Genomic DNA, 25,059 nt, shown 5'->3' on the forward strand with positions numbered 1-25,059 from the left:
CTACGATTAGATTTGTATAACTTTCAGTGGTAAAAGTGGATTGTGACTGTTAACCAAAAGCCAGACTGGTTGCGAGTAAAAGCGCCTCAATGGGAGCGCGTCGGTAACGTTAAAGAAATTTTGCGGGATTTAGCACTCAATACGGTTTGTGAGGAAGCGTCCTGTCCGAATATTGGTGAGTGCTTCAATGCAGGTACTGCCACTTTTTTGATTATGGGGCCAGCTTGTACCCGTGCTTGTCCTTACTGTGATATTGATTTTGAGAAAAAGCCGAAACCTTTAGACCCCACAGAACCAGCTAGATTAGCAGAAGCAGTTCGCCGTATGAGGCTCAATCATGTCGTAATTACTTCTGTCAACCGAGATGATTTACCAGATGGCGGCGCTTCTCAGTTTGTGGAGTGCATTAGTGCGGTGCGTAGTGTCTCACCTCACACCACAATTGAGGTATTAATTCCTGATTTGTGTGGTAACTGGAATGCTTTGGAAATAATTTTCCAAGCTAATCCAGAGGTAGTTAACCATAATACAGAAACGGTTCCCCGACTTTATCGTCGGGTGCGTCCCCAAGGAAAATACGATCGCACTCTCGAATTATTGCAGCGGTCTCGACAAATTGCACCTTGGGTATACACTAAATCTGGCATCATGGTGGGCTTGGGCGAAACCGATAGCGAAATCCGCCAAGTCATGCAAGACTTACGCGCCGTCGATTGTGACATTTTGACAATTGGACAATATCTCCAGCCCAGTCAAAAACATTTGCAAGTTGATGCGTTTATTACCCCAGAACAATTTGCTGCTTGGCAAGCATTTGGTGAAGAACTAGGATTTTTACAAGTTGTTTCTTCTCCCTTAACCAGAAGTTCATATCATGCTGAACAAGTTCGAGAGTTAATGGAACGCTATCCCAGAAAAGTGCTGAGTGCTGATAAATCAGTTATCAGTCATCAGTAAACAGGGAGTAGACTTGATAACTGATAACTGATAACTGTTGAAAGTGGTGCAAGAAACTACCATTGCAATTTTGGGTGCAGGTGCTTGGGGTGCAGCTTTAGCAAATCTAGCAGCAGCCAATGGTCATAGGGTGCGACTATGGTCGCGTCAAGGGACAGAAACGCTCCAAGCTGTTGTTCAAGATGCTCAAATCGTGCTATCTGCTATTTCCATGAAAGGGGTAAGAACTGTAGCCTCACAAGTACAATCTTGCCCCCTTTCACCAGAAACAATTTTTGTCACAGCAACCAAAGGGTTAGAACCACAAACCACTGCTACGCCGACGCAAATTTGGCAAGCCGCATTTCCTAATCATCCAGTGGTTGTATTATCTGGGCCGAATTTATCAGCAGAAATTCAAAAATCATTACCAGCCGCAACTGTAGTAGCCAGCAACATTTATACGGCGGCTCAAAAAGTGCAGTTGGTATTTTCTTCACCGCGTTTCCGGGTTTATACCAATCCCGATCCTCTAGGTGTGGAATTGGGGGGAACACTGAAAAATGTTATGGCGATCGCAGCTGGTGTATGTGATGGCTTACAATTGGGAACCAACGCCAAAGCTGCTTTAGTCACTCGTGGACTTACAGAAATGGTTCGCATCGGCAATTTTTTAGGTGCGAAAACGGAAACTTTTTATGGTTTGTCAGGTCTGGGAGATTTGTTAGCCACTTGCAATAGTCCTTTAAGTCGTAACTACCAAGTCGGCTATCAAATGGCTTGTGGTAAAACCCTGACAAATATTCTTGCTAATTTGCCAGGAACTGCCGAGGGAGTCAATACTTGCCAAGTTTTGATGCAATTAGCCCAGCAACAAAATATCTATATGCCCATCACTGAACAAGTTTATCGATTACTTCAGAGTGAAGTTACGCCTCAACAAGCACTTGATGAACTCATGTTGCGGAACATTAAGCCAGAGTATCACTGATATTAGTCATTTGTCATAGGTCATTTGTCAATGGTTAAAAGCCAGAAGAAAGTCCCAACGAAACTTATTTAATAGCCCAGTATGAAATATTGGCTAGTATTTTTACTCGGTACGGGCTGAACGCCCCGCTACCGCTAGAAGTATGAAATTTCATACTTCATTGGCTTTTCTTTTTACCTCCACTTCTAAAAAATCCTGAAACAGAAAATACTAAATCGTCAGGAAATTACTTTTAGAGCCATGTAGATATGACTAACCAGATGTTAAACATAACTTTACTCAAAGATGTTTATACCAGTTAGAAAAGTAACATTTATCACTTATTAAGTTGAAATACTGACTAGGTAGCTCAGAAATTAAAGCCTATCTGTAGATTTGAATAGCTATTGGTTCAATCAAATGTTCAGCTGCTGAAGGATTTCGGCATTTAATGTTGGAAACACTAGTGCAGTTTTTGAAAAAAAATTGTATTGGAATCCTCTACCGTGTTATTTCATCTTGAATCACGGGAACAATAGCAACAGTTGATTTTGATTAGCTGACCCTTCGGGTTCTATTTCCAGAACCCATTCGGGGAACGCAGTTGCCTAGATTGGGGAAACCCTTCTACAGCGCTGACTCACCGTAATCTATTGTTACCTGGAGCCATTGAGACGATATGCCAGCAACATCTTTTTACCCGGATGCCGCCTACAATTCCCAAAAGTCCCGCCAGGTTTTAGACCCAGATCTCACGGTTGACGACGGTGATTTGTCGGTCGAAGATCTCCAAGATTTGGAGATAGTTTCTGTTGATCCTGCTAGTTTTGGTGCCAGCACTAACCGCCGCAGTACAGACCTGGTACGTCTATACCTCCAGGAAATTGGCCGAGTCCGGTTGTTGGGGCGTGATGAAGAAGTTTCAGAAGCTCAAAAAGTTCAGCGCTACCTACGGATGCGGACAGTACTAGCCAATGCTGCCAAGCAAGGAGATGCTGTAGTCTCGCCCTATCTACGATTAATTGAAGTTCAAGAACGTTTAGCATCTGAACTCGGCCACCGTCCATCTTTAGAAAGATGGGCTGCTACTGCTGGTGTGCAGTTGTCAGATCTCAAGCCAACTTTGTCAGAAGGCAAACGCCGTTGGGCGGAAATTGCCAAGATTACAGTAGAAGAATTGGAGCAAATTCAGTCTCAAGGACTGCAATCCAAAGAACACATGATCAAGGCGAACCTGCGTCTTGTGGTTTCTGTTGCTAAGAAATACCAAAATCGTGGTTTGGAATTATTGGATTTAGTTCAAGAAGGGACTCTTGGTTTAGAAAGAGCCGTTGAAAAATTTGATCCAACTAAAGGTTATCGCTTTAGCACTTATGCTTACTGGTGGATTCGCCAAGGGATTACAAGAGCGATCGCTACTTCTAGTCGCACTATTCGCCTCCCGGTTCATATTACAGAAAAATTAAACAAAATTAAAAAAGCGCAACGCAAAATTGCTCAAGAAAAAGGTCGGACTCCTACCTTAGAAGACTTGGCAATTGAATTAGAAATGACACCATCTCAAGTCAGAGAAGTGTTGTTAAGAGTTCCTCGTTCTGTTTCTTTAGAAACCAAAGTTGGTAAAGACAAAGATACAGAGTTAGGAGAATTGCTGGAAACCGATAGCGTGACTCCAGAAGAAATGTTAATGCGAGAATCTTTACAAAAAGACTTGCAAAATCTGTTAGCTGATTTAACTACCCGCGAACGAGATGTAATTCTGATGCGGTTTGGTTTAGCTGATGGTCATCCTTATTCTTTAGCCGAAATTGGCCGCGCCCTTGATTTATCACGGGAACGAGTACGCCAAATTGAATCAAAAGCTTTGCAAAAGCTCCGCCAACCCAAGCGCCGTAACCTGATCCGTGACTATTTAGAGTCTCTGAGTTAGTTAATAGTCAATCAGTTAATAGTCAAGGGTCAATGGTCAATAGCAAACAAAATTCTAACTATAGATTGTTGACTTTGGACTTATTTTTCTGGAGAAAATTGCTTTGATCTCTTCGGCTAGAATTTTTCTCAAGCTTATAAATAATCTTTTGCAGCTAGAGAAACTGACCCTTTGTTTCCCTACTTCTCAAGGTAGTTTGAGGATGGCGATCGCTAATCTAGAATTGCTTTAAGAGTTTGGTTTACAATGTTTGAGCATTTAATAAATATTGTCAATAAGCTTTAGTTGTTGCAAATTGCTCACAACATTTGTTATATTCTCAACTAATAGGCTTTGTTGAGAAAAATTAGTATGACAGTCTACACAACTACTTCACTCAAAGCAGAATTAAATGAAAGAGGCTGGCGTTTAACACCCCAGCGCGAAGTAATTCTACACATTTTTCAAGAACTTCCGCAAGGTGAACACCTCAGTGCGGAGGATCTGTATCATCGTTTAGAAACCGATGGTGAAGGTATCAGTCTCTCAACCATCTATCGGACATTGAAGCTGATGGCACGGATGGGAATTTTACGGGAATTAGAATTAGGGGAAGGCCATAAACATTACGAAATTAACCAACCTTACCCGCACCATCACCATCATTTAATTTGTGTTCGGTGCAACAGTACCATTGAGTTTAAAAACGATTCGATTTTAAAAATTGGTGCAAAAACTGCTCAAAAAGAAGGATTTCATCTGCTTGACTGTCAAATGACAATTCATGCAGTATGCCCCAAGTGCCAACGGGCATTAATGCCACTGTAGCACTGGGGCAGGATAACCAAAGAATTTTGGATTTTAAATTTTGGATTTTGGATTGATCAATTAGCCAATCTAGGACTCAATGGGTGATAGACCAAAATAAATCTAAAATTGGCAGAGTTATCGGAGGGAAGTAACGGCTTGGGGATTCACATTGATAAATATAAGCGGATGTTAAAAGCGTCCGCTTCTAATATCACTGAGACTGACACCGTAAAATTCCTGAGCTTGCTTAATTGCTTTTTTTGTATCGTCGGCCATAACACCGTTGAGCTTCCCTTTATAAAAGCCCTTGTCTCGCAGTCGTCGTTGAATTTCTAAAACACTAAAGTCACTCTTAGGCGCATTGTTCACCTTGCTATATAGCCTAGCTCTGGTAGTGGGGCCAGCAATTCCACTGGCGGCTAAGTAATTATCTGTTTGAAAGCGACGTACCGCATCTGAGGTATAAGAACCAAAGTAGCCATTTGGCTCTCCCTGTAAATATCCGGCTTTAATTAATTGTTCTTGCACAATTCTGACAGCTTCACCGCGATCGCCCATACGAAGATTGTCTCGATCAGCTGCTCGTTTTGGCGGAGTATCTTCACCAAAACCTACACCTCTTCCTGGCAATTTGCTAAGAGTTGCAGGGCCAACAATCCCATCAACATTTAGCTTATAAGCATCTTGGAAACGCTTCACAGATTCTTCGGTAATTGGGCCAAATATCCCTGTAGAATTCCCGTAGTAATAACCTGCTACCCGCAAGCGTTCTTGTAGAACCCTCACTTCTTCCCCTTCATCACCTTTCATGAGGTATTGAGAATTGCTGCGCTTGGTGGCTTGGGTTGTGGTTTTTTGGACTGGTGTACTAGCAGCCGCAACTTTAGTTGTTTGAGATGTCCGCACAACTGTTGGTTTTTTTGCTTGGCTATTTGCTGATGATTTACGCCAGTTATCTAATTTTTGGAGTGTGGTGGCTCCCATCACCCCATCAATTGGTAAACCCGCAGCTTTTTGGAAGCGTCTGACAGCTTCTTCGGTGGGAAAATCGTAAACTTGGGTGATTTGTGCTTGATAAAAGCCTGCTTGTTGCAACTTTTGTTGCAGATTTCTGACAGAAGGGCCTTGATCTCCTCGTTCTAGAGCCAAGACACTATTGACACTACTGAGAATAGACAAGGTAAGCGCCAGAGGTAACATATACTTCCAAGCCTTACCAGAAAGTTTCCTCCAGTCTGGTGCTGAGGCTTTGTCTAACAAATCACTCAGCAACACCAAGTCACTGGATTCACAGTCTTCATAGGCAAATGCTAGGTGCAAATATGCAAGGTTGTCCATAGTTCATTCCTACACCATTAATATTGATCTGGGATGTATTTTTCTTCGATGGCTGCTTCAGCTTGATGTACTAAATTTCTTAAATTTTCTAGTGTCAGTATATCTACATCCTCCCATAAACCGCGCTTGTGTGCTTCAAGTAATCGTTCAGCAATATCACGCAACGCATGAGGATTATTGTACTGAATAAATTCTGAAATGGTTGTATCAAATAAATAAGACTCTGCTATACCTTGATACATATAGTCTTCTACGCATTTAGTTGTGGCATCGTAGGCAAATAAAAAATCAACGGTTGCTGACATTTCAAAGGCACCTTTATAACCGTGGCGCATAACTCCGGCAATCCACTTAGGATTGATTACACGCGAACGATACACCCGCGCAATTTCTTCTTTGAGTTGGCGAATGCGTGGATTAGTGGGAATAGAATTATCACCAAAATAAATTTGCGGATTCTTACCTTGCAGAGAACGGGCGGCAACTGTTAAACCACCTTGAAATTGATAATAGTCATCAGAATCCAGCAAGTCGTGTTCGCGGTTGTCTTGGTTGTGCAGGACAATTTGCATTTGCTGTAAACGCTGTTCAAATGCTTCTGGTGCAGCGACTCCTGTAAGTTTGCCTTTGTCTTGGGTAGAAGTAATGCTGGTGTAGGCGTAACAACTCCAGTTGATATAAGCGCGAGCTAAATCTTGGTCATCAGTCCAATTTTGCGATTCAATTAAACCTTGAATTCCTGCGCCGTAAACCCCTGGTTGAGAGCCAAAGATGCGATATTGCGATCGCTCTTTTGCCTCTTGTTCTGGTAATCCTTGTGTGATCCAATAATCTGTATCTTGTTGAACTTGCACCGCCAAAGGATTTTCCTCTGGTGGTTCATCTAAAGCGGCGACTGCTATGACTGCTTGCTCAAATAAATCAATTAAGTTGGGAAAAGCATCGCGGAAAAATCCAGAAATTCTTAAGGTGACATCTACACGGGGACGATCCAAAATCGATAACGGTAAAATTTCAAAATCGACGACTCGTCGCGCTGCACCATCCCACACCGGACGAACACCCAGCAATGCCAAGGCTTCGGCGATGTCATCACCGCCAGTCCGCATGGTAGCTGTACCCCATAAGGATAAGCCTAGTGTTTTGGGATACTCACCATGCTCTTGAGTATAGGATTCAATTAAGTTCTCTGCGGCTTTTCTGCCCACATCCCAGGCGGTTTCTGTGGGTAAGGCACGGATGTCTACTGAGTAAAAGTTTTTGCCTGTAGGAAGAACTTCTGGTCTGCCGCGTGTGGGTGCGCCGGAAGCGCCACTGGGGACGTATCCGCCATCAAGTCCGTGGAGTAAGTTGGTGATTTCGGCGGAGGTTTGTTGCAGGGCGGGGAGGAGTTTTGCTTTGATCCAGTTGAGGATAGTGCTGAGTGCTGTTAGCGGTAGCGGGGCGTTCAGCCCGTGCTGAGTGGGGAGTGGGGAGTGGGGGAGTTGTTCTACTAGTTCGGCTGCGTGTTCTTCTAGGAGTTCGACTATATCACCGATGGTGCGACAGGAGTTAAGTTTCACGCAGAGGCGCGGAGGCGCGGAGTGAGAGTTGGGGAGGGTGAAGGGGGAGCTAAATTCGTCGGTGAGGGGGTCGATGTCTAATCTCCAGGCTTGGGACAGGGCGCGGGTAATACCGATGGAATGGCGGTTGGGGATACGGGCGATCGCAACTATTAAGTCTCGCAGTTGTCTACCTTGAGGACATTGCCCAAATATATGCAAGCCGTCGCGGATTTGGGCTTCTTTGAGTTCGCATAGATAACCATCTAATGAGTTTAATATTGATAGTTCAAAGTTGAAGATTGCTTCTTTGTTTTCTAGTCCTAAATCTAGGTGCAGGTTTTCTTTGATGACTAATTCGCGGATGCGATCGCGGATTGCTGGTAATCGGGAAGGATCTAAACTTTCGGCTTCGTAAAATTCATCAATTAAGTTTTCTAATTGTTGCAATGCCCCATACAATTCTGCACGGGTCATTGGGGGTGTGAGGTGGTCGATAATCACCGCTTGGGCGCGGCGTTTGGCCTGGGAACCCTCACCCGGATCGTTGACGATAAATGGGTATAAATGGGGCATTGCACCAAAAGCAACTTCGGGATAGCAATTGCTGGATAAAGCCAAACTTTTCCCTGGTAGCCATTCCAGGTTGCCATGTTTGCCGACGTGTACCACCGCATCAGCCCCAAAGCATTCTCTGACCCAGTAATAAAAAGCTAAATAAGTATGGGTTGGTTCTAAATCTGGGGCGTGATAATTCAAGCTAGGGTCAAGGTCATAACCCCGCGCTGGCTGAATACCTATGAAAATATTGCCGAGTTGGATTCCAGGAATGGGGAATGCTTCTTGACTCTCGACTCCCCACCGTTCATTAATACTTTGCTTGATTGTTTCTGGTAATGAGGCGAAATATTTCTGATATGCTTCACTTGAAAGACTTTGCCGAACTGGTCGTAACTCTCTGGCTTCTGGATCATTGGTAACACCATCTGTCAAGAATTGGATTAATTCGTTACCATCTGTTGGTAAGTTATTTAATTCATAACCAGCAATTTGTAAGGCTTTGAGGATTTCTACACAACTAGCTGGTGTATCTAAACCAACACCATTGGCGAGGCGACCGTCGCGGTTGGGATAATTAGCCAAAATTAGGGCAATGCGGCGTTTTTGGGGTGGTTTAGTCCGTAAGCGTACCCAATTAGCGGCGAGTTGAGCGACAAAATCAATGCGATCGCTCACTGGTTCATAAACGACTACATCCGTTTCTAGATCAGGGTTACGTGTTTCCAAAGCTTTGAAGGACACTGCACGGCTGATAATCCTGCCATCTACCTCTGGTAGTGCCACATTCATAGCAATATCACGGGGTGATAACCCTTGAGACAGTGACTCCCACTGTTCAACGAAACCACCACTCAGGATTACTTGTAACACTGGCACATCTAAGTTTTGCCACAGTTCTGTTTCAGGTGCTTCTGTATCTAAACGCGCTAAGGAAAAACTGGTGGTATTTAAAAGGATGGCGATTTGTTCTGTATCTTTGGGTTGGAAAAATTCGTTCAATTCATCTTGCACACTGGGGTCACGTAATGAAGACACAAAAACTGGTATAGGTTGTAAGTTTCTCTCAACTAAGGCTGTACATAAAGCATCAATCACCTTAGTATTTCCCGATAGGTAATGAGCGCGGTAGAAGAGAATACCGACTTTGGGGAGTGGAGCAGGGGTGAAAATTTCCTTAATATCTCCCTTATCTCCCCACTCATCACTCTCCATACTCCATTCATACAACCCAACGCGGGGGACAATTTGCGGTGGTAGAGAATTAAAGGATGTGTTTGAGCAACTATCAGCAATAAATTTCAACGCATTAACAAAATTATTAACACCACCTTCGCTGAAGTATTGCCATACTTGGTTCACAATATCGACAGAAACAGTAGATTGAGAGACTAATTCCGGGTCAAGCGCGTCATCTCCTGGCATTACAATTAAGGTGGTACCGTTACGTTGTACAATTTCCTGCACCACTTCTAAACCATAGGCCCAGTATGCACGTCCGCCTAAAAGACGTAAAATAATTACCTCAGCAAGTTCCAAAACTTGCTCGCTATAAGCATCAATACTGATTTGTTGTTGTAACTGCAATAAGTTAGCGACTCTTAATGCAGGAAAATTTGTCGGTAATTTGGTAACTACTGCTGCCAAAGTTTGAATGTCAGTATCCGCAGCCGTAATAAACACAAACGGCGCTGGAGTTTGTTCTACAAAAATTAAACCTTCTGACTGATTCCACCCGACTGATTTAGCATTTATCCGGTGCATAATCCCGCCTTACCGTCTTAAACTGTTGGTTATAACCCGATTCAAAAACATTCCACCCTAGCACAACCAGTTGCTCAAAGAGAGGTCATCTCTCCAAGTCACTGGCTCCTCATCCCCTCTTACCCGACCCTTGAAAATGCTTAGTTCACCTGATTTGAGCTTTTCTCAAAATTTGCCTTTAGTTGTATTTAATCAGCTTGGGGAATTGTTACAGCAAATGGCTCAATCTGTGGAAAATTCTGTGCTAGTGCTGACAGAAGCTGTACTGGCAAGGATTATCATATCTGAAGAATGGCAAGGTCAAAGATTCACATTAGTGGTTTCTGATCAGTTTAGTGCGCTTTTGTTAGGAACCTGTGAGCAAGGGAACAGGGGAGCAGGAGAGGCAGAGGAGCAGGGAAGCAGGGGAGCAGGGGGAGAATTTATAACTCAGCATTCACAACTCTCTACTTCCTACGCCCCAATCAGCACTAGCTTGACTTTTAGTTCAGAAGCGATCGCCTCCTTTGTTGGCAAATTGAAGGATTTGTTTGCTAGTGATTCTGATACGCGTCACAATCTGGAATTCTACAGTCAAATTGTCCGCCCTAATGATGCTACGCTTCAAAGTCAATTCACGCTATTGTTATTAGAATATCTGCTGCCACACAAGAATCAGGCAGTAACAGAAGCTTTAAGCGCAAATCAGGGCGAAAATTTCTGTCAAGCAATTGAAATTGCTTTGCAAAAACAAATTTCTCAAGAAAGATTATTAAATCAAGTTACAACTCAGATCCGCAAAAGTTTAGATTTGCCAGTCATTATGGCAACGGCGATCGCCCAAGTACGTGATTTTTTGAAATTAGACAGGTTAGTAATATATAAATTTGAAGGGTCAAGGGTCAATACCCAAAACTTAACGCTTAATCAGCAAAATCATTCTCAACCCTCTATACAAGACTGGTACAAGTATGGGGGTTGTATAGTTTATGAAGCTAAGGCGACAGATGCGATTTCTTCGGTGTTAGATTATTCAGAAACAAATTGCTTTACACGCAATTCTGCTTGTTGGGATAAGTATCGCCAAGGTTTTACCTTAGTGGTTGAGGATGTGGAAAAAACTTATGCTCTGGAAGAGTGTTTGTTAAATTTTCTCCGCACTAACCATGTCCGTGCAAAGCTGGTAGCACCAATTATATTTGAGGAAAAACTTTGGGGGTTGTTAATTGCTCATCAATGTGAAAGTCCTCGCCAGTGGAATGAAAACGAACGAAATTTATTGACTTCCATTGCAGAACAATTGGCGATCGCCATTCATCAATCTGAGTTAATGCGATCGCTCACTCAAGAAAAACAAACTCTCGAACAACGGGTGCTAGAACGCACAATGGCTTTACGTGATGCTTTATTAGCAGCTGAAGCCGCTAGTCGTTTACGCAATGAATTTCTCGCTACCATTAGCCATGAATTGCTTACGCCGTTAACTTATGTTATTGGGATGTCTTCTACATTGTTGCGCTGGCCTATCGGTGAGTTGAGCCAACGACAGCGAGATTATCTGCAAACCATCCACGACAGTGGCGAACATTTATTAGAAATGATTAATGACATCCTTGATTTATCACAAATCGAGGCTGGCAAAACAGCTTTAAATATTAATGAATTTTCTTTAGCACAAATGGCAGAAAATGCTATTGCAATCTTAAGAGATAAGGCCACTAACGAACAAGTTAATCTTAAACTGGATTTACAAATTGATCCAAAGCGCGATCGCTTTAGTGCTGATGCTGAACGCATAGAACAGATTCTCTGGAATTTGTTAACTAATGCCATTAAATTTACACCTGAAGATGGCAGTGTGACTTTGAGAATTTGGGTAGAAGATCATACTGCTGTTTTTCAAGTTGAAGATACGGGAATTGGCATTGCTGAAGAGCAATTACCATTAATGTTTGAGAAATTTCAGCAGCTTGATACACCCTATCGTCGCCGTTATGAAGGTACTGGACTTGGTTTGGCATTAACTAAACAACTTGTAGAACTGCATCGTGGTCGAATTGAAGTAGAATCCACAGTGGGTATCGGCTCTATTTTTACTGTTTGGATACCTACTCGGTCAGCAAAAGTGCTAAGTACTGAGTCCTAATTTATTAGTGCTGTTGGCGGTAGCGGGGCGTTCAGTCCGTGCTGAAAGAACAAGTTTTGACTATTGACTATTAACCAATGACAAATGAAAACTCAATTACAACCCTAAAACAAGGACTAATTGTATCTTGCCAAGCGCCTGTTGATTCACCTCTGCATCAACCAAAAATTATAGCTGCAATGGCACAGGCTGCTGTTAATAATGGGGCTGTTGGTGTCCGCATCGATACACCAATTCATATCAATGCTGTCAGAGAGGGCGTGAAAGTTCCGATTATTGGTTTATGGAAGCAAATAATCCCTAAATATGATGTATACATTACACCTCAGTTTGATCATGCTGCTGCTGTTGCTCAAGCTGGAGCCGATATAATTGCGATCGATGCGACAACAAGGCATCGTCCTGGTGGTGAGACAGTAGTAGATATAATTACCCGCATTCATCAGGAATTAGGCAAACCAGTTATTGCTGATGTGGATACAATTGAGTCAGCTAAAGCCGCCGCCGCCGCGGGTGCAGATATTGTGGCTACAACTCTTTATGGTTATACTCCCAAAACTAATAATGATTCTCCGCCTTGTTGGGAACTGCTGACGCAAATGCTAGAGGAGTTAAAGATTCCGGTAATTTGTGAAGGAGGTATTTCTTCACCACAAATGGCACGTCATGCTTTAAATTTAGGTGCTTATGCTGTTGTAGTCGGAACTGCAATAACTGGTATTGATTTGCAAGTGAAGAATTATCAACGAGTTATGCAGAACGGCGGATAATATTGAATACTATTTCACGGAATTCCTGATCCTGCTAATTGCAACATCTCGTTGAATTTTAGATTTGGAAATGGGGATTACTCGCCATCCCCACTCCCTAATTTCAATACCCTGCTTGCTTGTCTACCACATTGCGTAACGGCTGACCAGTGTGGTAGCGGTGGAAGTTATCAAGAAACAGTTCCACTGAACGCTGTTTAACTTTTGGGGAATGACCAGAACAGTGAGGGGTAATGAAAAGATTTGGAACCGACCACAAAGGACTGTCTGATGGTAGCGGTTCGGTCACTACTGTATCTAAAGCAGCCCCAGCAATCCAACCTTCGGTGAGTGCTTTGATTAATGCTGGTTCGTTAACTACAGCACCACGGGCAATATTAATTAAGTAAGCATGAGGTGGTAGCGATCGCAATACTTCCTCATTGATTAAATTTTGAGTTTCGGCGGTGAGTGGTGTTGCAACTACGACATAATCTGCTTCCCCTAGGTGCGATCGCCATTCATCCACACCTACCACTTTGTCAAAATTTTCTAGTTCTTGGGGATGACGGCGAGTACCAATAATTTTCATCCCAAAAGCTTTAGCGCGAGCGGCGATCGCTTGACCAATCCCGCCAGCGCCAATAATTAACAAAGTAGCATCCGTCAATTCTTGAATCGGAAAATCTCTTTTCCACTGGTGTTCAGCTTGCAAAGCTTGCAAATCTGCCAGATTCTTAGCATGGGCAAGTATATAAGTTAAGACAAATTCGGCAATGGGAATCGCATGAACTCCTGCACCATTGGTGAGGATGAGGTCGCGTTCTAAATAAGTCGGAGTCAAAATATGATTTACCCCTGCATTCGGCGCATGATGCCAACGTAATGCGGGTGCTGCTGCTAATACACGATGCAAAACAGGGTTTTTCAGAAAAAACCAACTTAAATAAATCTCGGCATCAGTCGCATCATGATCAAGATTGCCATCACTATCAACCAGTACAACTTTAGTATCTGATGGTAGATGTGGCTCAATTTCGGCAGCGATTTCGATAGGCAAAATGATCTTCATCTTAAGTTACCGAATTACAGGGTTATTTTCGTTTGGGCTTCAATTTCTCTGAAACTTAATAACTACCTAACTGCAATAACTGTTTATACGCATAGCTACCTTCCCGATTCATTACTTGGTCAAGAATCGTTTCTCTGATGCTAACAAATGCTTCATTACCCCTATCTCTGGGGCGTGGAAGATTGACAGGTAAATCTAAAGCAATTCTGCCATCTTCAATCACAATCACGCGGTCAGCTAATGCTACAGCTTCTTCGACATCGTGAGTGACTAAAAAAGCTGTAAACTGCTGCTCTTGCCACAATTTTTCAATCAACCGCTGCATATCAATCCGAGTCAGCGCATCCAAGGCTCCTAAAGGCTCGTCTAATAACAATAAGCGGGGTTGACTGACTAATGCTCTAGCTAAAGATACCCTTTGTCTTTGTCCACCAGAGAGTACAGATGGCCATTCTTCGCCTCTATCTTGTAATCCCACTTGTTCTAGCGCCCACTGCGCCTTTTCACGCCAATTATCTTGCAATCCTAGCCCTACATTTTGAATGACGCGTTTCCATTCTAGCAATCGTGGGTCTTGGAACATAACTCTGACGGAACTACTCAGTTTCCGCAATGGTTCGCCATCTAACAGAATCCCGCCAGCACTTGCTTTTTCTAACCCTGAAACAAGGCGTAATAAGGTACTTTTACCGCAACCACTACGCCCGACAATAGCAACAAATTCTCCTGGTGATACTTCTAAATTAATAGAATTTAAAACAGTTTTTTTGCCAAAAGCTTTTGTCAGATCCAAAATACTTAGTTGTGTTCCTTGTGGTTGATAACTCATAATATCTCCTGACTACATTGTTATTTTGTGTTAGCTTGATTCTGCTTAAGCATTTTGATAATTAGGATGCCAAGCTAACCATTTTCTTTCTAAGAATCTAGCAGTAGCATCTGCTAACTTACCCAGTAGGGCATAAATAAAAATACTCAAAACTACGACATCAGTTTGCATAAATTCACGGGCATTCATCGCCATATAACCTAAGCCAGAATCAGCGGCAATTGTTTCGGCAACAATTAATGTCAACCACATAATTCCTAAAGAAAAGCGGACACCCACAAGAATTGAAGATAATGCCCCTGGTAAAATAATTTGCCACAAAAGTTGTACTGGTTTTAATCCATAGACTCGTCCCATTTCTATCAAGCCTGGGTCAACGCTACGGATGCCATGAAATGTATTTAGATAAAGAGGGAAAAACACACCCATAGATACAAGAAATAATCTAGCTTGATCACCAATGCCAAACCATAAAATTACTAGGGGAATTAATGCCAAATTAGGAATTGTCCGCAGCATTTGCAGTGAACTATCCAATAGTTTTTCTGCTAGGGGAAAAATCCCATTAAGTAATCCCAAACTAAAACCAATACTGCCACCAACTAAAAAACCAGAAATGGCACGTCCAGCACTGATGCCTATATGTTGAAATAATTCTCCGGTTGCAGCTAATTTAAATGCTGTAATTACTACACCGCTTGGTGCAGGTAAAATGCGATTAGAAAGTAGACCAGTTCTTGATGACAATTCCCAAAGCACTACTACTAAAATTGGGACAATCCAAGGAACTATTTTTTGGATTTGCTGATTTTGGAGTAATTCATTGAGCGAGATGCTGAGATTTTTGGTGTTTTTTAAGGTAATAGTCATGAGGCACTCGTTAGTTGTTTAGCAAATTTTTCACTGGCAATAGAAGTCAATATTGGTTGTGTGTTTAGTGTTGGTTCACTCTGCAAAGGCAAGTGAGGGAATAATAATTCGGCAGTACGATAAGCTTCTTCTAGGTGGGGATAGCCAGAGAAGATGAAGGTTTCTATACCCAGTTGTTGATACTCCAACATTCTGGCGGCAACGGTATTGGGATCGCCCACTAAAGCTGTACCCGCGCCACCACGCACTAAGCCAATCCCAGCCCAGAGGTTGGGGCTAATTTCTAAGGTTTCCCGACTGCCATTGTGTAGCTGTGTCATACGTTGCTGCCCTTCGGAATCGGAACTAGCAAAGGCTTTTTGGGCTTGAGCGATCGCATCTTCATCGATATATTTAATTAACTCGTTGGCTGCATCCCAAGCCGCAGACTGAGTTTCCCTCACAATTACATGCAGGCGAATACCAAAACGCACTGTTCTACCTTGTGCGGCTGCTAGTTGTTTAACTTCAGCAATTTTTTGGGCTACTTGTTCAGGCGGTTCTCCCCAAGTTAAGTAAGTATCTATATGTTTGGCTGCAACTCGCTTTGCCGCTGCTGATGAACCGCCAAACCACAGCGGTGGATAGGGTTTTTGGACGGGCGGAAATAACAGTTTACCGCCTTGAATATCGAGATATTTACCTTGAAAATCAACTGCCTCGCCACTAATGATTCCCCGCCAAACTGTGAGGAATTCATCAGTTAAGTCGTAGCGATCGTCATGGCTCAAATGTAAGCCATCTCCTGCTAATTGCTTTGGTTCTCCACCAGTGACAACATTAATTAACAATCGCCCATGTGACATTCGATCAAATGTTGCGGCCATACGGGCAGCAAAGGTGGGCGAACTAATGCCGGGACGAATTGCTACTAGGAATTTCATCCGCTTGGTGACAGAGATTAATGAGGCCGCAGTTATCCAAGCGTCTTCGCAAAAAGGGCCTGTGGGTAACAAAGCTCCCGTATAACCCAAGTTATCTACAGCTTGGGCAATTTGCTGTAAATATTCTGGAGTCGCATCACGTCCTCCAAGTTGTGTTCCTAAATAATGTCCGTCACGCGCCGTGGGAATAAACCAAAGAATTTGCATTATTGTTATTAAGACTACATAAAACTACTGTAAATCGGTAGAGTTACCGTATTTTATAGTCATGATTTTACAGGAAATTATGGAAAAAGCAAGTCCCAATTTGACAAATTCTGATTTTCTGCTCTAGAAACTAAAGGTAGTCCGTAGCGCACCTACCCAAATAGCATTGTTAGCATCGTTATGTTCTGGACTGGTAATCACATAAAAAGTTGGTGTCACCCGCACATTGTCATTCACACGAAATGTATAGAAAGCTTCTAAATGTAAAGACGTATCGGGATCTTCTCGACTTGCTGCGTTTGGTCTGGGTCGATAATCGTTGCTGGTAACTTTCGGCGGTACACCAACAATAAATCCACCGATGTTACCCTCTTTAAATAAGTCTGGAAAAGCCAAGGTGAGTGCGCCATTTATTATTGTCGCATCATTATTAGGGCCACTTTCTTGATGAGCTAGTGTATAACCAAACCAACCACCGACAACAAAGCGGCGACTTGCTCTCCAGTTAAATTGCAGCCCAAAATTATCGGTTGAGGTGGAGTTTTGCTCAAACGGATTTCTAGCGAAAGCACTACCTGTACCACCAGTTAGGTTAAACCCAGTTCTAGTCCCAAAATATTTATGTACGTAAGCAAGACCAACATCTAACTGACGGCTAGGCGATATGGTCAGTTGACTAAATATGATGTTATTGGCATCAGCAAATCCGTTACCTTCACCACTGGCTCTACTTGCCTGAGTGTTATCTGCTGTGTAAGCTAAACTCAATTGCACTTGATTACTAAATTTATATCCTAAAGCCGCACCCGCACCGTCAAAACCAGGTCTATAAACGGTCGGGTTAAAGGTGGCAAATCGAGAAACAGCGCCATTTAAACCGCCAATAGAAGAGTTTAAGGTTGGAGCATAGATAGCTGGTTGCAATGCCCTCGGCCCTACCCAAATAGTGGCATTTTTACTAAGGGGAAAACGGTAGACTAACTGGCTCAGATATACTCCTTCCTCAGTACCCTGATCAAATGTAAAGCGGGTCATGGCTGTGCCAGTACTGTTGGTCAAGTTAGGAATAGTGTTGGATGATAAGATAGTTGAGAGTTGATCTTTACCCGTGAAGCTGGTTTGTAAGATTAACCGAGAGCGATAACCAAAAACGGTTTGAGTATCATCTTTGGTATCATTAGCTGGGCGATTATTGGCGCGATCGCCAAAGGTGTCAGCTACTATAAATACGGCATCACCTAGTAGTTTGGTAGTGGTAGAAAACTGATTGGCTTCTACTTCCGCAGTCCGCGCTTCTAAGCTATCTAGTCTCGCGCGTAATTGTTGTAGTTCTGGGGCAAATTCGGCTTGCAGCTTTTGTAAGGTCTCTAAATCTTCTTTTTTAACTAAATCAGCGGTATTAGAAGCAATTAATTCACTGAGGCGGTCAAGTGCTGCATTTAACCCAGCGGCAAATTCATAGCGAGTTAAAGCACGATTTCCTTTGAATGTGCCATCTGGATAGCCGGCGATCGCACCGTAGCGCTCAACTAAAGATTGTAATGCCTGAAATGCCCAGTCTGTCGGTCTAACATCAGATAGTTGCGACACTGATGTGACTTGTCCTGTGATTTCAGTTAGTGAATTAGCCGATTCTTGGTCTTGAGTAACTACAGGCTTAGGCGAAATAATTTTTGTTGGTACAGTCTCCTGTGTTGTAACATCTGCATTCGCTACTGAAGGTAAAAATAAAAGTCCATAAAAAACTGTAGGGATAACTAGCAAATAGTTCCACAAAAACTTAGACATGGGTTGTTTCTCGCACAATCTGGATTTATGTTCTGGCAAAAGGTAATAGAACCTGATTTAAGAGCAAACATGGATATAGAACATTCCTATAATTTCTCTTTTCCAGTTTGCTTGATTGAAATATTTACTTGTTAGTTATCAATCTACTTCTTCTTGAATTCACAACAGATTCTTGATAGCTACTATCTCTGATTAGTAAGAGCTATCTTTTGGAAATTCTCTAGCCTAACTTGATTCTGGCAATATTCTTTGATTTTATGAGTCATTTAATTCAACTACAATGAGTAAATCAAAGAATATTGTTGATGACTAATTTTTTCAGATTTTATAGTGTATTTGTCAAGCTAAATTTTTGAATTTTTATGCGAATTTTATGACAAATCAACAGTGGCTTGATATCAGCATGTATTTTTTATTGAAAATTTTTAACTGGCATAATTCAGTTTGTAAATCTGGTGATATTATCTCGGAATATCTACTTACTAGCGGTTTCCCTTAACTCAGCTATTCTTTGAGTCAGATTAGCCCTGATGTAGAAATAGCCTTAATTGTGGTCTATCGTTGATGATAGATAAATAAACAACGGTAAATCGATAGAGATTGTGTTGTTAAAGATTACTCTTGTGATGTTTGCATAAACTAATGTAAAAAGCAAGCCCTTTTTATAGGCATAAAGATTGCTTCATATAACGTTACTTAGAAATTGATTTAAGAGGCTTGCTTTTTTTAGAGAACCATGAGAGACTTCGTTATGGTTAAACTACGGTAAACTGGTCAAGTTACCGTAGTAATTTAAAAGCAAATCTGTTGGCAATCAGCCACAAAAACTGACAAGCTAAGGCTGTTAGTAAGCAGTTAGGCAAATAGGGAAAAATTTTCTCCGGTGTGCAGCTATCAAAGGGAGAGAACGTTAATGTTGAAGACGTTAGTAAATAATTTTGCACTCAATTTACAAGCAGATGTACTTGTAATTGGTGGTGGCCCGGCAGGTACATGGGCTGCGTGGAGTGCTATGTCTGGTGGGGCGAGGGTGGTTTTAGTAGACAAAGGTTACTGTGGTACGTCGGGATGTGCGGCGGCCTCTGGTAATGGCGTGTGGTATGTGCCACCCGAAGCAGAAGCGCGAGAAAATGCGATGGCGAGCAGAGAATCATTGGGGGGATTCTTAGCCAATCGCAGTTGGATGAAGCGTGTTTTGGATCAGACATTTACGAACGTCAACTTATTAGCTGATTGGGGTTATCCTTTTCCCACTGATGATCAAGGTAAACCATATCGGCGATCGCTCCAAGGCCCAGAATATATGCGGCTAATGCGGCGACAAATTCAACGCGCTGGAGTAAAAATATTAGACCACAGCCCCGCCTTAGAACTGCTAGTAGATGAAGAAGGCAAAGTTGCAGGCGCAACTGGGATTAACCGTCAAACTAGTGAAAAATGGAGAGTAATATCAGGAGCAACCATCATCGCCACCGGTGGTTGTGCATTCTTGAGCAAAGCGTTAGGGTGCAACATCCTAACTGGGGATGGTTACTTGATGGCAGCAGAAGCAGGTGCCGAAATGTCGGGTATGGAGTTTTCCAATGCTTACGGCATCTCTCCTGCCTTTTCCTCAGTCACCAAAACCCTCTTCTACAACTGGGCTACCTTTACCTACGAAGATGGCACGCCAATACCCGGCGCAGGTTCCCAACGTGGACGTTCTGTCATTGCTGAAACCTTGCTGCAACAGCCAGTTTACGCCATTTTAGATCAAGCTTCCGAAGAGATGCGCTCATCTATGCGGTTAGCACAGCCCAACTTCTTCTTACCCTTTGACCGAGCGCGAATAGACCCATTTACCCAACGTTTCCGAATTACCTTACGCCTAGAAGGTACAGTGCGCGGTACAGGGGGAATTCGGATTATTGATGAAACCTGCGCCGCTTCTGTACCAGGACTCTATGCAGCTGGTGATGCTGCTACCCGCGAACTAATTTGTGGTGGGTTTACAGGTGGTGGTAGCCATAATGCAGCTTGGGCAATTTCCTCTGGTTACTGGGCAGGCAATTCTGCTGCCGAGTATGCCTTAAATTTAGGACAGCAAGCAAATCAACTTCGGGTTCGCGGTGTGGGTGAAGCAGCGTTGCAACCAAAAGCGGAAAACGCTTCTAGCCCAAACATCAACGAATTTATCCAAGCAGTACAAACTGAAGTCTTCCCCTACAATCGCAATTATTTCCGCACAGAAAAAGGCTTATCCGATTCTCTTTCCCGCCTTGATAACCTGTGGCAAATTATCCGCGATACCCAAATAGAAGACAGTCAACTCATCCGAGCGCGAGAAGCCGCCGCAATGGTAGCTACAGCAAGATGGATGTACAACAGTGCCTTGGAACGCAAAGAAACACGGGGTATGCACAAACACCAAGACTATCCTCAACAAGATGCTAATCAACAGCATTATCTAATTAGCGGTGGTTTAGATCAAGTTTGGGTAAAAACTCAACCATTCAGCAACACCAATAAATCTTTATTAACAACAGGAGCAGCAGCGTGATTGAGTTAGTCAGCGCGTCACGCTGCATTCAGTGTAATCTCTGCGTTAACGTTTGCCCTACTAACGTGTTTGATGCTGTACCTGATGCACCGCCAACAATCGCACGTCAAAGTGATTGTCAAACCTGCTTTATGTGCGAATTGTACTGCCCCGTTGACGCTCTTTATGTAGCACCAGACACCGAGCTACAAACCTCAGTCAACGAAGCAGAGTTGGCGGAAGCAGGTTTACTTGGTAGTTACCGCAAAAATATCGGTTGGGGAAAAAAACAAACTTCCAGCGCCAAAACCGATCAAACATTTCAAGTTTTAAAACAGATGAAATGAGGAGAAAACAATATTCAGAATCCTGAATGATTGCTCCTAACGTCTGAATTTCTATGCCACAACGGAGAAAATAGATATGTTGTCGTTTGCAGTAGGGACTGGTTTTGTCAGTCAAAGAAAAATATCAACTGTAGTTGTTTGTTTCCTGCTGCTACTAACAACAGCGTGTAGTCAAGGGAGTAATAATTCTAGAGTCCAAGCTGAAAATGTTAGCCCTACCACAACTACCTTACGCATAGGCTATGTGGGTAGTGCAGAACCTACAGGGCCACTAGGTTGGGCAAAAAAACAGGGAATATTAGAACGAGAACTACAAAAATCTGGATTTCAAAACGTTACCTTTGCCAGATTTGGTAACGGGCCAGATTTAAATGAGTCTCTGGTTGCAGGACAGATAGATGTGGGTTTTTTAGGGGATACACCAGCTATAGTTTTGAAAGCTAGAGGTATTCATACCAAGTTGTTGCGAATTACTCAATTTAATAACACTGCTTGGCTAGTAGCGAAAAAAAATGGGGCAAATTCTTTAACTGAGCTTAAAGGACAGAAAGTAGCTACCCAAAAAGGTTCATATATGCACCGTTATCTACTGGGTCTACTAGATCAGACTAAGCTTGCTAAAGAAGTCAAAGTTGTCCACTTAATGAGTACTGAGGCCAAGTCTGCTTTAGAACGTGGTGACATTGCAGCTTATGCAACTTCTAGCGATATGGGGCCTTTTCTCAAATCCCAAGGGTTTCCGGTGATTGATTCATCAGCAGATCACAATGGTTTGTCGGGGACATCATTAGTGGTCGCAACGGACAAGTTTCTCGCCCAAAAGCCGGATTTTCCTCAGAAATTCAACACAATCCTGACAACATCCGTCAAAGATTTAAAAGCTAACTCCGAAGAATATTACAAATATCACGCTCAGATTAGTAAATATCCAGTCAACATTATCAAGACATCGTACCCACTTAATCAAGTTCCTGAAGAACCATTTCCATCTGAAGGAGTGAAACTCTTAGAAGGTACGAAAAATTTTCTGGTATCGCAAAAGTTAGCGCAGTCAGACTTTGCTTTATCAGATTGGATGGTGAAATAATTTCGCATCATTTCTAGATCTGCAAGAATTTCCACCCGCTTTTTTAGACTATTTAGAGCAAGTTGCACACGGCGTGAATTAGGAAATAGTAAGTCAAAAGTAAAAGATTTCTTTGCCTTTTCTCTTTTTACTTTTGACTTCAATACAGTTGTCTACTCGTTAACTCTAGGGTGGACATGATTAAATGTCCATCCTATTTTCCTAACTTGAAAGGAAATTTTATCATGGTACAAGCATTAAAAACCCTTCCTAATTATGACCCAACCTTATTTGAAGGTGCTGCGGAAGGTTACGCTCAGTACAGAACGAAATATCCACCTGCTTTATTTGATAAATTAACAGAAATATTTAAGCTTAACGGTCAAGGCAGACTTTTAGATTTAGGTTGTGGCCCAGGATTAATTGCTATTCCTTTGCGGACTCAATTTGCCGAAGTAATTGCGATAGATCCCTCTTCAGAAATGTTGCAAGAAGCGCAACGCCAAGCAGCAGCAGTGGGAGCAAATAATATAACTTGGCTAGAACAAGGAGCAGAACTGATTGACTCTAGTTTAGGGGAATTTAAATTAGTCACAATCGGTAGAGCTTTTCATTGGATGGAGCGAGAATTAGTATTAGAAAAAATTTATGAGCTACTTGCTGATGATGGTGGGATAGCACTGATTAATACTAACGAAAACCCCTGGTCAAGTAACCTTACGTGGAAACAAGCAGCCATTGGCGTTGTGAAAAAATGGCTAGGTGAAGAACGTCGGACTGGACAAAGAGGACAAGGTGTTCGTAAACCAGTAGATCCGCCGCATGAAGTGGTAATTGCTAATTCTGCTTTTGCTCGTCAAGAAGTGTTTGAAGTTCCATTTCAAAAAACTTGGACAGTCTCTAGTTACCTTGGCTATTTATACACTACAGCTTTTGCTTTAAAGATTTTCTTTGGTGATAATTCTCCAGCATTTGAAGCAGATTTACAAGCAGCATTACTAGAAGTTGAACCTTCCGGAGAGTTCAGCGAGGAAATCACCGCTAATATTTTAGTAGCTTGGAAGAATTAATCCACAAATTTAAAATTAAGCAAGAAAAGTGGGTTATTTCTATTCCTTACCGCAAATTTTTCAAGGTTGCCTCCTAAAAGTTGATTGAGTTTTCAGTCCCTCATCGAGTCAGAGTGGGTAATACCCACTCTCTTTCCTAAATAAAATATTTAAATTGAGTTATAAATTCTCAAAGTAAATAACTACAAATTTTTCTATCCATATTTTTTCCGTAAAAGAGCTTATGCCAGGTTTACCAACAAAATTTAATTTTTGGCAACGTTTAAAAATAGCCCGTCGTTCTCTACTATTTGTAGTTGGTTACTGTTTGGTACTATCAACTACTTTGCTGAGTTGTAACGCATCTTCTAATAATACTCAACAGCAAGTAGCCGCACCAAGTAATGCTGCAAAACAAGTAGTAAGAATTGTCCGGTCAAAGCAACTTTCTGCACTAGCAGTTTTAGAAAAGCAAGGTAATTTAGAAAAAAGATTAGAACTATTGGGTTTTAAAGTAGAGTGGCCGGAATTTGCTGCTGGGCCACAACAGTTAGAGGCGCTCAATGCCAACGGACTTGATATTGCTTCTACAGCAGAATCACCTCCAATATTTGCACAAGCAGCAGGAACACCTCTTGTGTATCTAGCTACTACATCTTTTAGCGGTAAAGCTGTCTCGCTGTTAGTTCCCACAAACTCTCCTGTGAAAGCTATTGCTGACTTAAAAGGTAAAAAAGTTGCTTTCCAAAAAGCATCAATTGGTCACTATCTTTTAGTTAAAGCATTAGAATCAGTAGGACTAAAATTAAGTGATGTGCAGTCAGTTTTCTTACCACCTCCAGATGCTAATGTAGCTTTTAGTCAAGGTAAAGTTGATGGTTGGTTTATCTGGGAACCATTTGTTACTAGAGCCGAACAAAAGAAAGTTGGTCGTGTGTTGGTAGATGGTGGTAATTTGCGAGATACAGGCAATTTTTACTCGACTACAAAACAGTTTTATCAAGCACATCCTGATGTGATTAAAGCATTTTTAGAAGAGCTTGAAAAAGCAGATCTTTGGACTAAGGAACATCGTGAAGAAGTAGCGCAGTTATTAGCTCCAGTTACTCAGCTTGATGTACCTACTCTCGAAATTATGCACGCTAAGTATGACTATGGTCTGCGACCAATTACTGAGCAAGTGATTGCTAAACAACAAGAAGTTGCTGATAAATGGTACAGCTTGGGTCAAATACCTAAGAAAGTGAATGTCCGAGATGGATTTTTGACTCCCGAAGAATACGCCAAAATCACTCCCTCGGATGTGTTAGCGAAAAAGTAAGAAAGTTTCTAGTTAAAAGTGAGGAGATGTTATGCCAACATTAACGTTAACAGAAGTAAAAGTTACGCCGCTTGATGCGCCTTTGGGTGCGGTAGTAACTGGTTTGGATGCTAGTCAACCTGTTACACCAGAAGTAATTTTACAACTGAAACAAACTTTGCGCGATCGCCACATTTTAATCTTCAAAAATCAAACGCTGACAGATGAGCAACTGTTGAATTTTGCATATTACTTTGGCGACTTATATGTACCACCAGATGATGTTCCTGTGTTGGCTTCTCAACCAGGTGTCACTCCTGTAGTGATTAACGTTTCTAATGTTGATGGTGGTTATACAGGTACCTGACTTTTCCCGTTAAGTCTTGAAAG

General features: G+C 42.2%; 19 protein-coding genes. 12 read left to right on the forward strand and 7 right to left on the reverse strand.

What is annotated here, in order from left to right:
* Positions 1 to 42: 42 nt before the first annotated feature.
* The 4 genes from lipA (at position 43) to NCWK1_RS20500 (ending at position 4,643) form a co-directional block, all read left to right on the forward strand.
* Positions 43 to 957, forward strand: a complete 915-nt coding sequence (gene lipA / locus NCWK1_RS20485; RefSeq protein ID WP_103125967.1) for a lipoyl synthase — start codon at positions 43 to 45, stop codon at positions 955 to 957.
* Between the two features lie 46 nt (positions 958 to 1,003).
* Complete coding sequence (locus NCWK1_RS20490; RefSeq protein WP_103126003.1) at positions 1,004 to 1,927, forward strand: NAD(P)H-dependent glycerol-3-phosphate dehydrogenase; 924 nt, start codon at positions 1,004 to 1,006, stop codon at positions 1,925 to 1,927.
* 658 nt (positions 1,928 to 2,585) lie between these two features.
* Positions 2,586 to 3,836, forward strand: coding sequence for an RNA polymerase sigma factor SigC (sigC, locus tag NCWK1_RS20495; RefSeq protein WP_096578489.1), 1,251 nt, complete (start codon positions 2,586 to 2,588; stop codon positions 3,834 to 3,836).
* A gap of 351 nt (positions 3,837 to 4,187) precedes the next feature.
* Complete coding sequence (locus NCWK1_RS20500) at positions 4,188 to 4,643, forward strand: Fur family transcriptional regulator (RefSeq protein WP_015115240.1); 456 nt, start codon at positions 4,188 to 4,190, stop codon at positions 4,641 to 4,643.
* Between the two features lie 171 nt (positions 4,644 to 4,814).
* Here NCWK1_RS20500 and NCWK1_RS20505 read toward each other — a convergent pair whose 3' ends face one another.
* Together NCWK1_RS20505 and cobN are read right to left on the reverse strand one after the other, a co-directional pair.
* Positions 4,815 to 5,963 carry a peptidoglycan-binding domain-containing protein gene (locus NCWK1_RS20505; protein WP_103125968.1) on the reverse strand — a complete coding sequence of 383 codons (1,149 nt, stop codon included), beginning with the start codon at positions 5,961 to 5,963 and terminating at the stop codon, positions 4,815 to 4,817.
* A 17-nt stretch (positions 5,964 to 5,980) separates the two neighbouring features.
* Entirely contained in the window at positions 5,981 to 9,826 is a 3,846-nt protein-coding gene (cobN, locus tag NCWK1_RS20510) for a cobaltochelatase subunit CobN (protein ID WP_103125969.1), read from the reverse strand.
* 136 nt (positions 9,827 to 9,962) lie between these two features.
* On the opposite strand from cobN, the gene NCWK1_RS20515 reads away from it, so the two are divergent.
* Positions 9,963 to 11,951, forward strand: coding sequence for a GAF domain-containing sensor histidine kinase (locus tag NCWK1_RS20515; protein ID WP_103125970.1), 1,989 nt, complete (start codon positions 9,963 to 9,965; stop codon positions 11,949 to 11,951).
* Positions 11,952 to 12,028: 77 nt separating this feature from the next.
* On the forward strand, positions 12,029 to 12,721 hold the full coding sequence (locus NCWK1_RS20520; RefSeq protein ID WP_096578481.1) for an N-acetylmannosamine-6-phosphate 2-epimerase: 693 nt from the start codon (positions 12,029 to 12,031) through the stop codon (positions 12,719 to 12,721).
* A gap of 103 nt (positions 12,722 to 12,824) precedes the next feature.
* On the opposite strand, the gene NCWK1_RS20525 is transcribed toward NCWK1_RS20520, so the two are convergent.
* From NCWK1_RS20525 to NCWK1_RS20545, 5 genes are all read right to left on the reverse strand, one after another.
* A complete protein-coding gene (locus NCWK1_RS20525; RefSeq protein WP_103125971.1) occupies positions 12,825 to 13,772 on the reverse strand; it encodes a D-2-hydroxyacid dehydrogenase in 948 nt (315 codons plus the stop codon).
* 55 nt (positions 13,773 to 13,827) lie between these two features.
* Positions 13,828 to 14,601, reverse strand: a complete 774-nt coding sequence (locus NCWK1_RS20530) for an ATP-binding cassette domain-containing protein (protein WP_103125972.1) — start codon at positions 14,599 to 14,601, stop codon at positions 13,828 to 13,830.
* A gap of 45 nt (positions 14,602 to 14,646) precedes the next feature.
* Positions 14,647 to 15,471: an aliphatic sulfonate ABC transporter permease SsuC gene (gene ssuC / locus NCWK1_RS20535; protein WP_103125973.1), complete on the reverse strand. Its 825-nt coding sequence runs from the start codon at positions 15,469 to 15,471 to the stop codon at positions 14,647 to 14,649.
* Positions 15,468 to 16,601 carry an FMNH2-dependent alkanesulfonate monooxygenase gene (gene ssuD, locus NCWK1_RS20540; protein ID WP_103125974.1) on the reverse strand — a complete coding sequence of 378 codons (1,134 nt, stop codon included), beginning with the start codon at positions 16,599 to 16,601 and terminating at the stop codon, positions 15,468 to 15,470. The genes ssuC and ssuD overlap by 4 nt, the downstream gene beginning before the upstream one ends.
* 123 nt (positions 16,602 to 16,724) lie before the next feature.
* Positions 16,725 to 18,389, reverse strand: coding sequence for an iron uptake porin (locus NCWK1_RS20545; protein ID WP_103125975.1), 1,665 nt, complete (start codon positions 18,387 to 18,389; stop codon positions 16,725 to 16,727).
* A 913-nt stretch (positions 18,390 to 19,302) separates the two neighbouring features.
* Between NCWK1_RS20545 and NCWK1_RS20550 the strand changes: the two genes are divergently transcribed.
* From NCWK1_RS20550 to NCWK1_RS20575, 6 genes are all read left to right on the forward strand, one after another.
* Complete coding sequence (locus NCWK1_RS20550; protein WP_103125976.1) at positions 19,303 to 20,928, forward strand: FAD-dependent oxidoreductase; 1,626 nt, start codon at positions 19,303 to 19,305, stop codon at positions 20,926 to 20,928.
* On the forward strand, positions 20,925 to 21,254 hold the full coding sequence (locus NCWK1_RS20555; RefSeq protein WP_096578467.1) for a 4Fe-4S dicluster domain-containing protein: 330 nt from the start codon (positions 20,925 to 20,927) through the stop codon (positions 21,252 to 21,254). Before NCWK1_RS20550 ends, NCWK1_RS20555 begins: the two co-directional genes overlap by 4 nt.
* A gap of 76 nt (positions 21,255 to 21,330) precedes the next feature.
* Positions 21,331 to 22,341, forward strand: a complete 1,011-nt coding sequence (locus NCWK1_RS20560) for an ABC transporter substrate-binding protein (RefSeq protein WP_103125977.1) — start codon at positions 21,331 to 21,333, stop codon at positions 22,339 to 22,341.
* A gap of 224 nt (positions 22,342 to 22,565) precedes the next feature.
* Positions 22,566 to 23,390, forward strand: coding sequence for a class I SAM-dependent methyltransferase (locus NCWK1_RS20565; RefSeq protein ID WP_103125978.1), 825 nt, complete (start codon positions 22,566 to 22,568; stop codon positions 23,388 to 23,390).
* A gap of 223 nt (positions 23,391 to 23,613) precedes the next feature.
* On the forward strand, positions 23,614 to 24,690 hold the full coding sequence (locus tag NCWK1_RS20570) for an aliphatic sulfonate ABC transporter substrate-binding protein (RefSeq protein WP_103125979.1): 1,077 nt from the start codon (positions 23,614 to 23,616) through the stop codon (positions 24,688 to 24,690).
* 31 nt (positions 24,691 to 24,721) lie between these two features.
* Positions 24,722 to 25,036 (forward strand): TauD/TfdA dioxygenase family protein, encoded by a 315-nt coding sequence (locus tag NCWK1_RS20575; protein ID WP_245894958.1) that lies wholly within the window; start codon positions 24,722 to 24,724, stop codon positions 25,034 to 25,036.
* Positions 25,037 to 25,059 lie beyond the last annotated feature (23 nt).

Origin of the sequence: Nostoc cycadae WK-1 (assembly GCF_002897135.1) — a bacterium.
GTDB lineage: Bacteria > Cyanobacteriota > Cyanobacteriia > Cyanobacteriales > Nostocaceae > Nostoc_B.

Coding starts and splice junctions, on each gene's coding strand:
- sigC (WP_096578489.1), top strand. CDS start 2,586: ATGCCAGCAACATCTTTTTACCCGGATGCCGCCTACAATTCCCAAAAG.
- NCWK1_RS20500 (WP_015115240.1), top strand. CDS start 4,188: ATGACAGTCTACACAACTACTTCACTCAAAGCAGAATTAAATGAAAGA.
- NCWK1_RS20505 (WP_103125968.1), bottom strand. CDS start 5,963: ATGGACAACCTTGCATATTTGCACCTAGCATTTGCCTATGAAGACTGT.
- cobN (WP_103125969.1), bottom strand. CDS start 9,826: ATGCACCGGATAAATGCTAAATCAGTCGGGTGGAATCAGTCAGAAGGT.
- NCWK1_RS20515 (WP_103125970.1), top strand. CDS start 9,963: ATGCTTAGTTCACCTGATTTGAGCTTTTCTCAAAATTTGCCTTTAGTT.
- NCWK1_RS20520 (WP_096578481.1), top strand. CDS start 12,029: ATGACAAATGAAAACTCAATTACAACCCTAAAACAAGGACTAATTGTA.
- NCWK1_RS20525 (WP_103125971.1), bottom strand. CDS start 13,772: ATGAAGATCATTTTGCCTATCGAAATCGCTGCCGAAATTGAGCCACAT.
- NCWK1_RS20530 (WP_103125972.1), bottom strand. CDS start 14,601: ATGAGTTATCAACCACAAGGAACACAACTAAGTATTTTGGATCTGACA.
- ssuC (WP_103125973.1), bottom strand. CDS start 15,471: ATGACTATTACCTTAAAAAACACCAAAAATCTCAGCATCTCGCTCAAT.
- ssuD (WP_103125974.1), bottom strand. CDS start 16,601: ATGCAAATTCTTTGGTTTATTCCCACGGCGCGTGACGGACATTATTTA.
- NCWK1_RS20545 (WP_103125975.1), bottom strand. CDS start 18,389: ATGTCTAAGTTTTTGTGGAACTATTTGCTAGTTATCCCTACAGTTTTT.
- NCWK1_RS20550 (WP_103125976.1), top strand. CDS start 19,303: ATGTTGAAGACGTTAGTAAATAATTTTGCACTCAATTTACAAGCAGAT.
- NCWK1_RS20560 (WP_103125977.1), top strand. CDS start 21,331: ATGTTGTCGTTTGCAGTAGGGACTGGTTTTGTCAGTCAAAGAAAAATA.
- NCWK1_RS20565 (WP_103125978.1), top strand. CDS start 22,566: ATGGTACAAGCATTAAAAACCCTTCCTAATTATGACCCAACCTTATTT.
- NCWK1_RS20570 (WP_103125979.1), top strand. CDS start 23,614: ATGCCAGGTTTACCAACAAAATTTAATTTTTGGCAACGTTTAAAAATA.
- NCWK1_RS20575 (WP_245894958.1), top strand. CDS start 24,722: ATGCCAACATTAACGTTAACAGAAGTAAAAGTTACGCCGCTTGATGCG.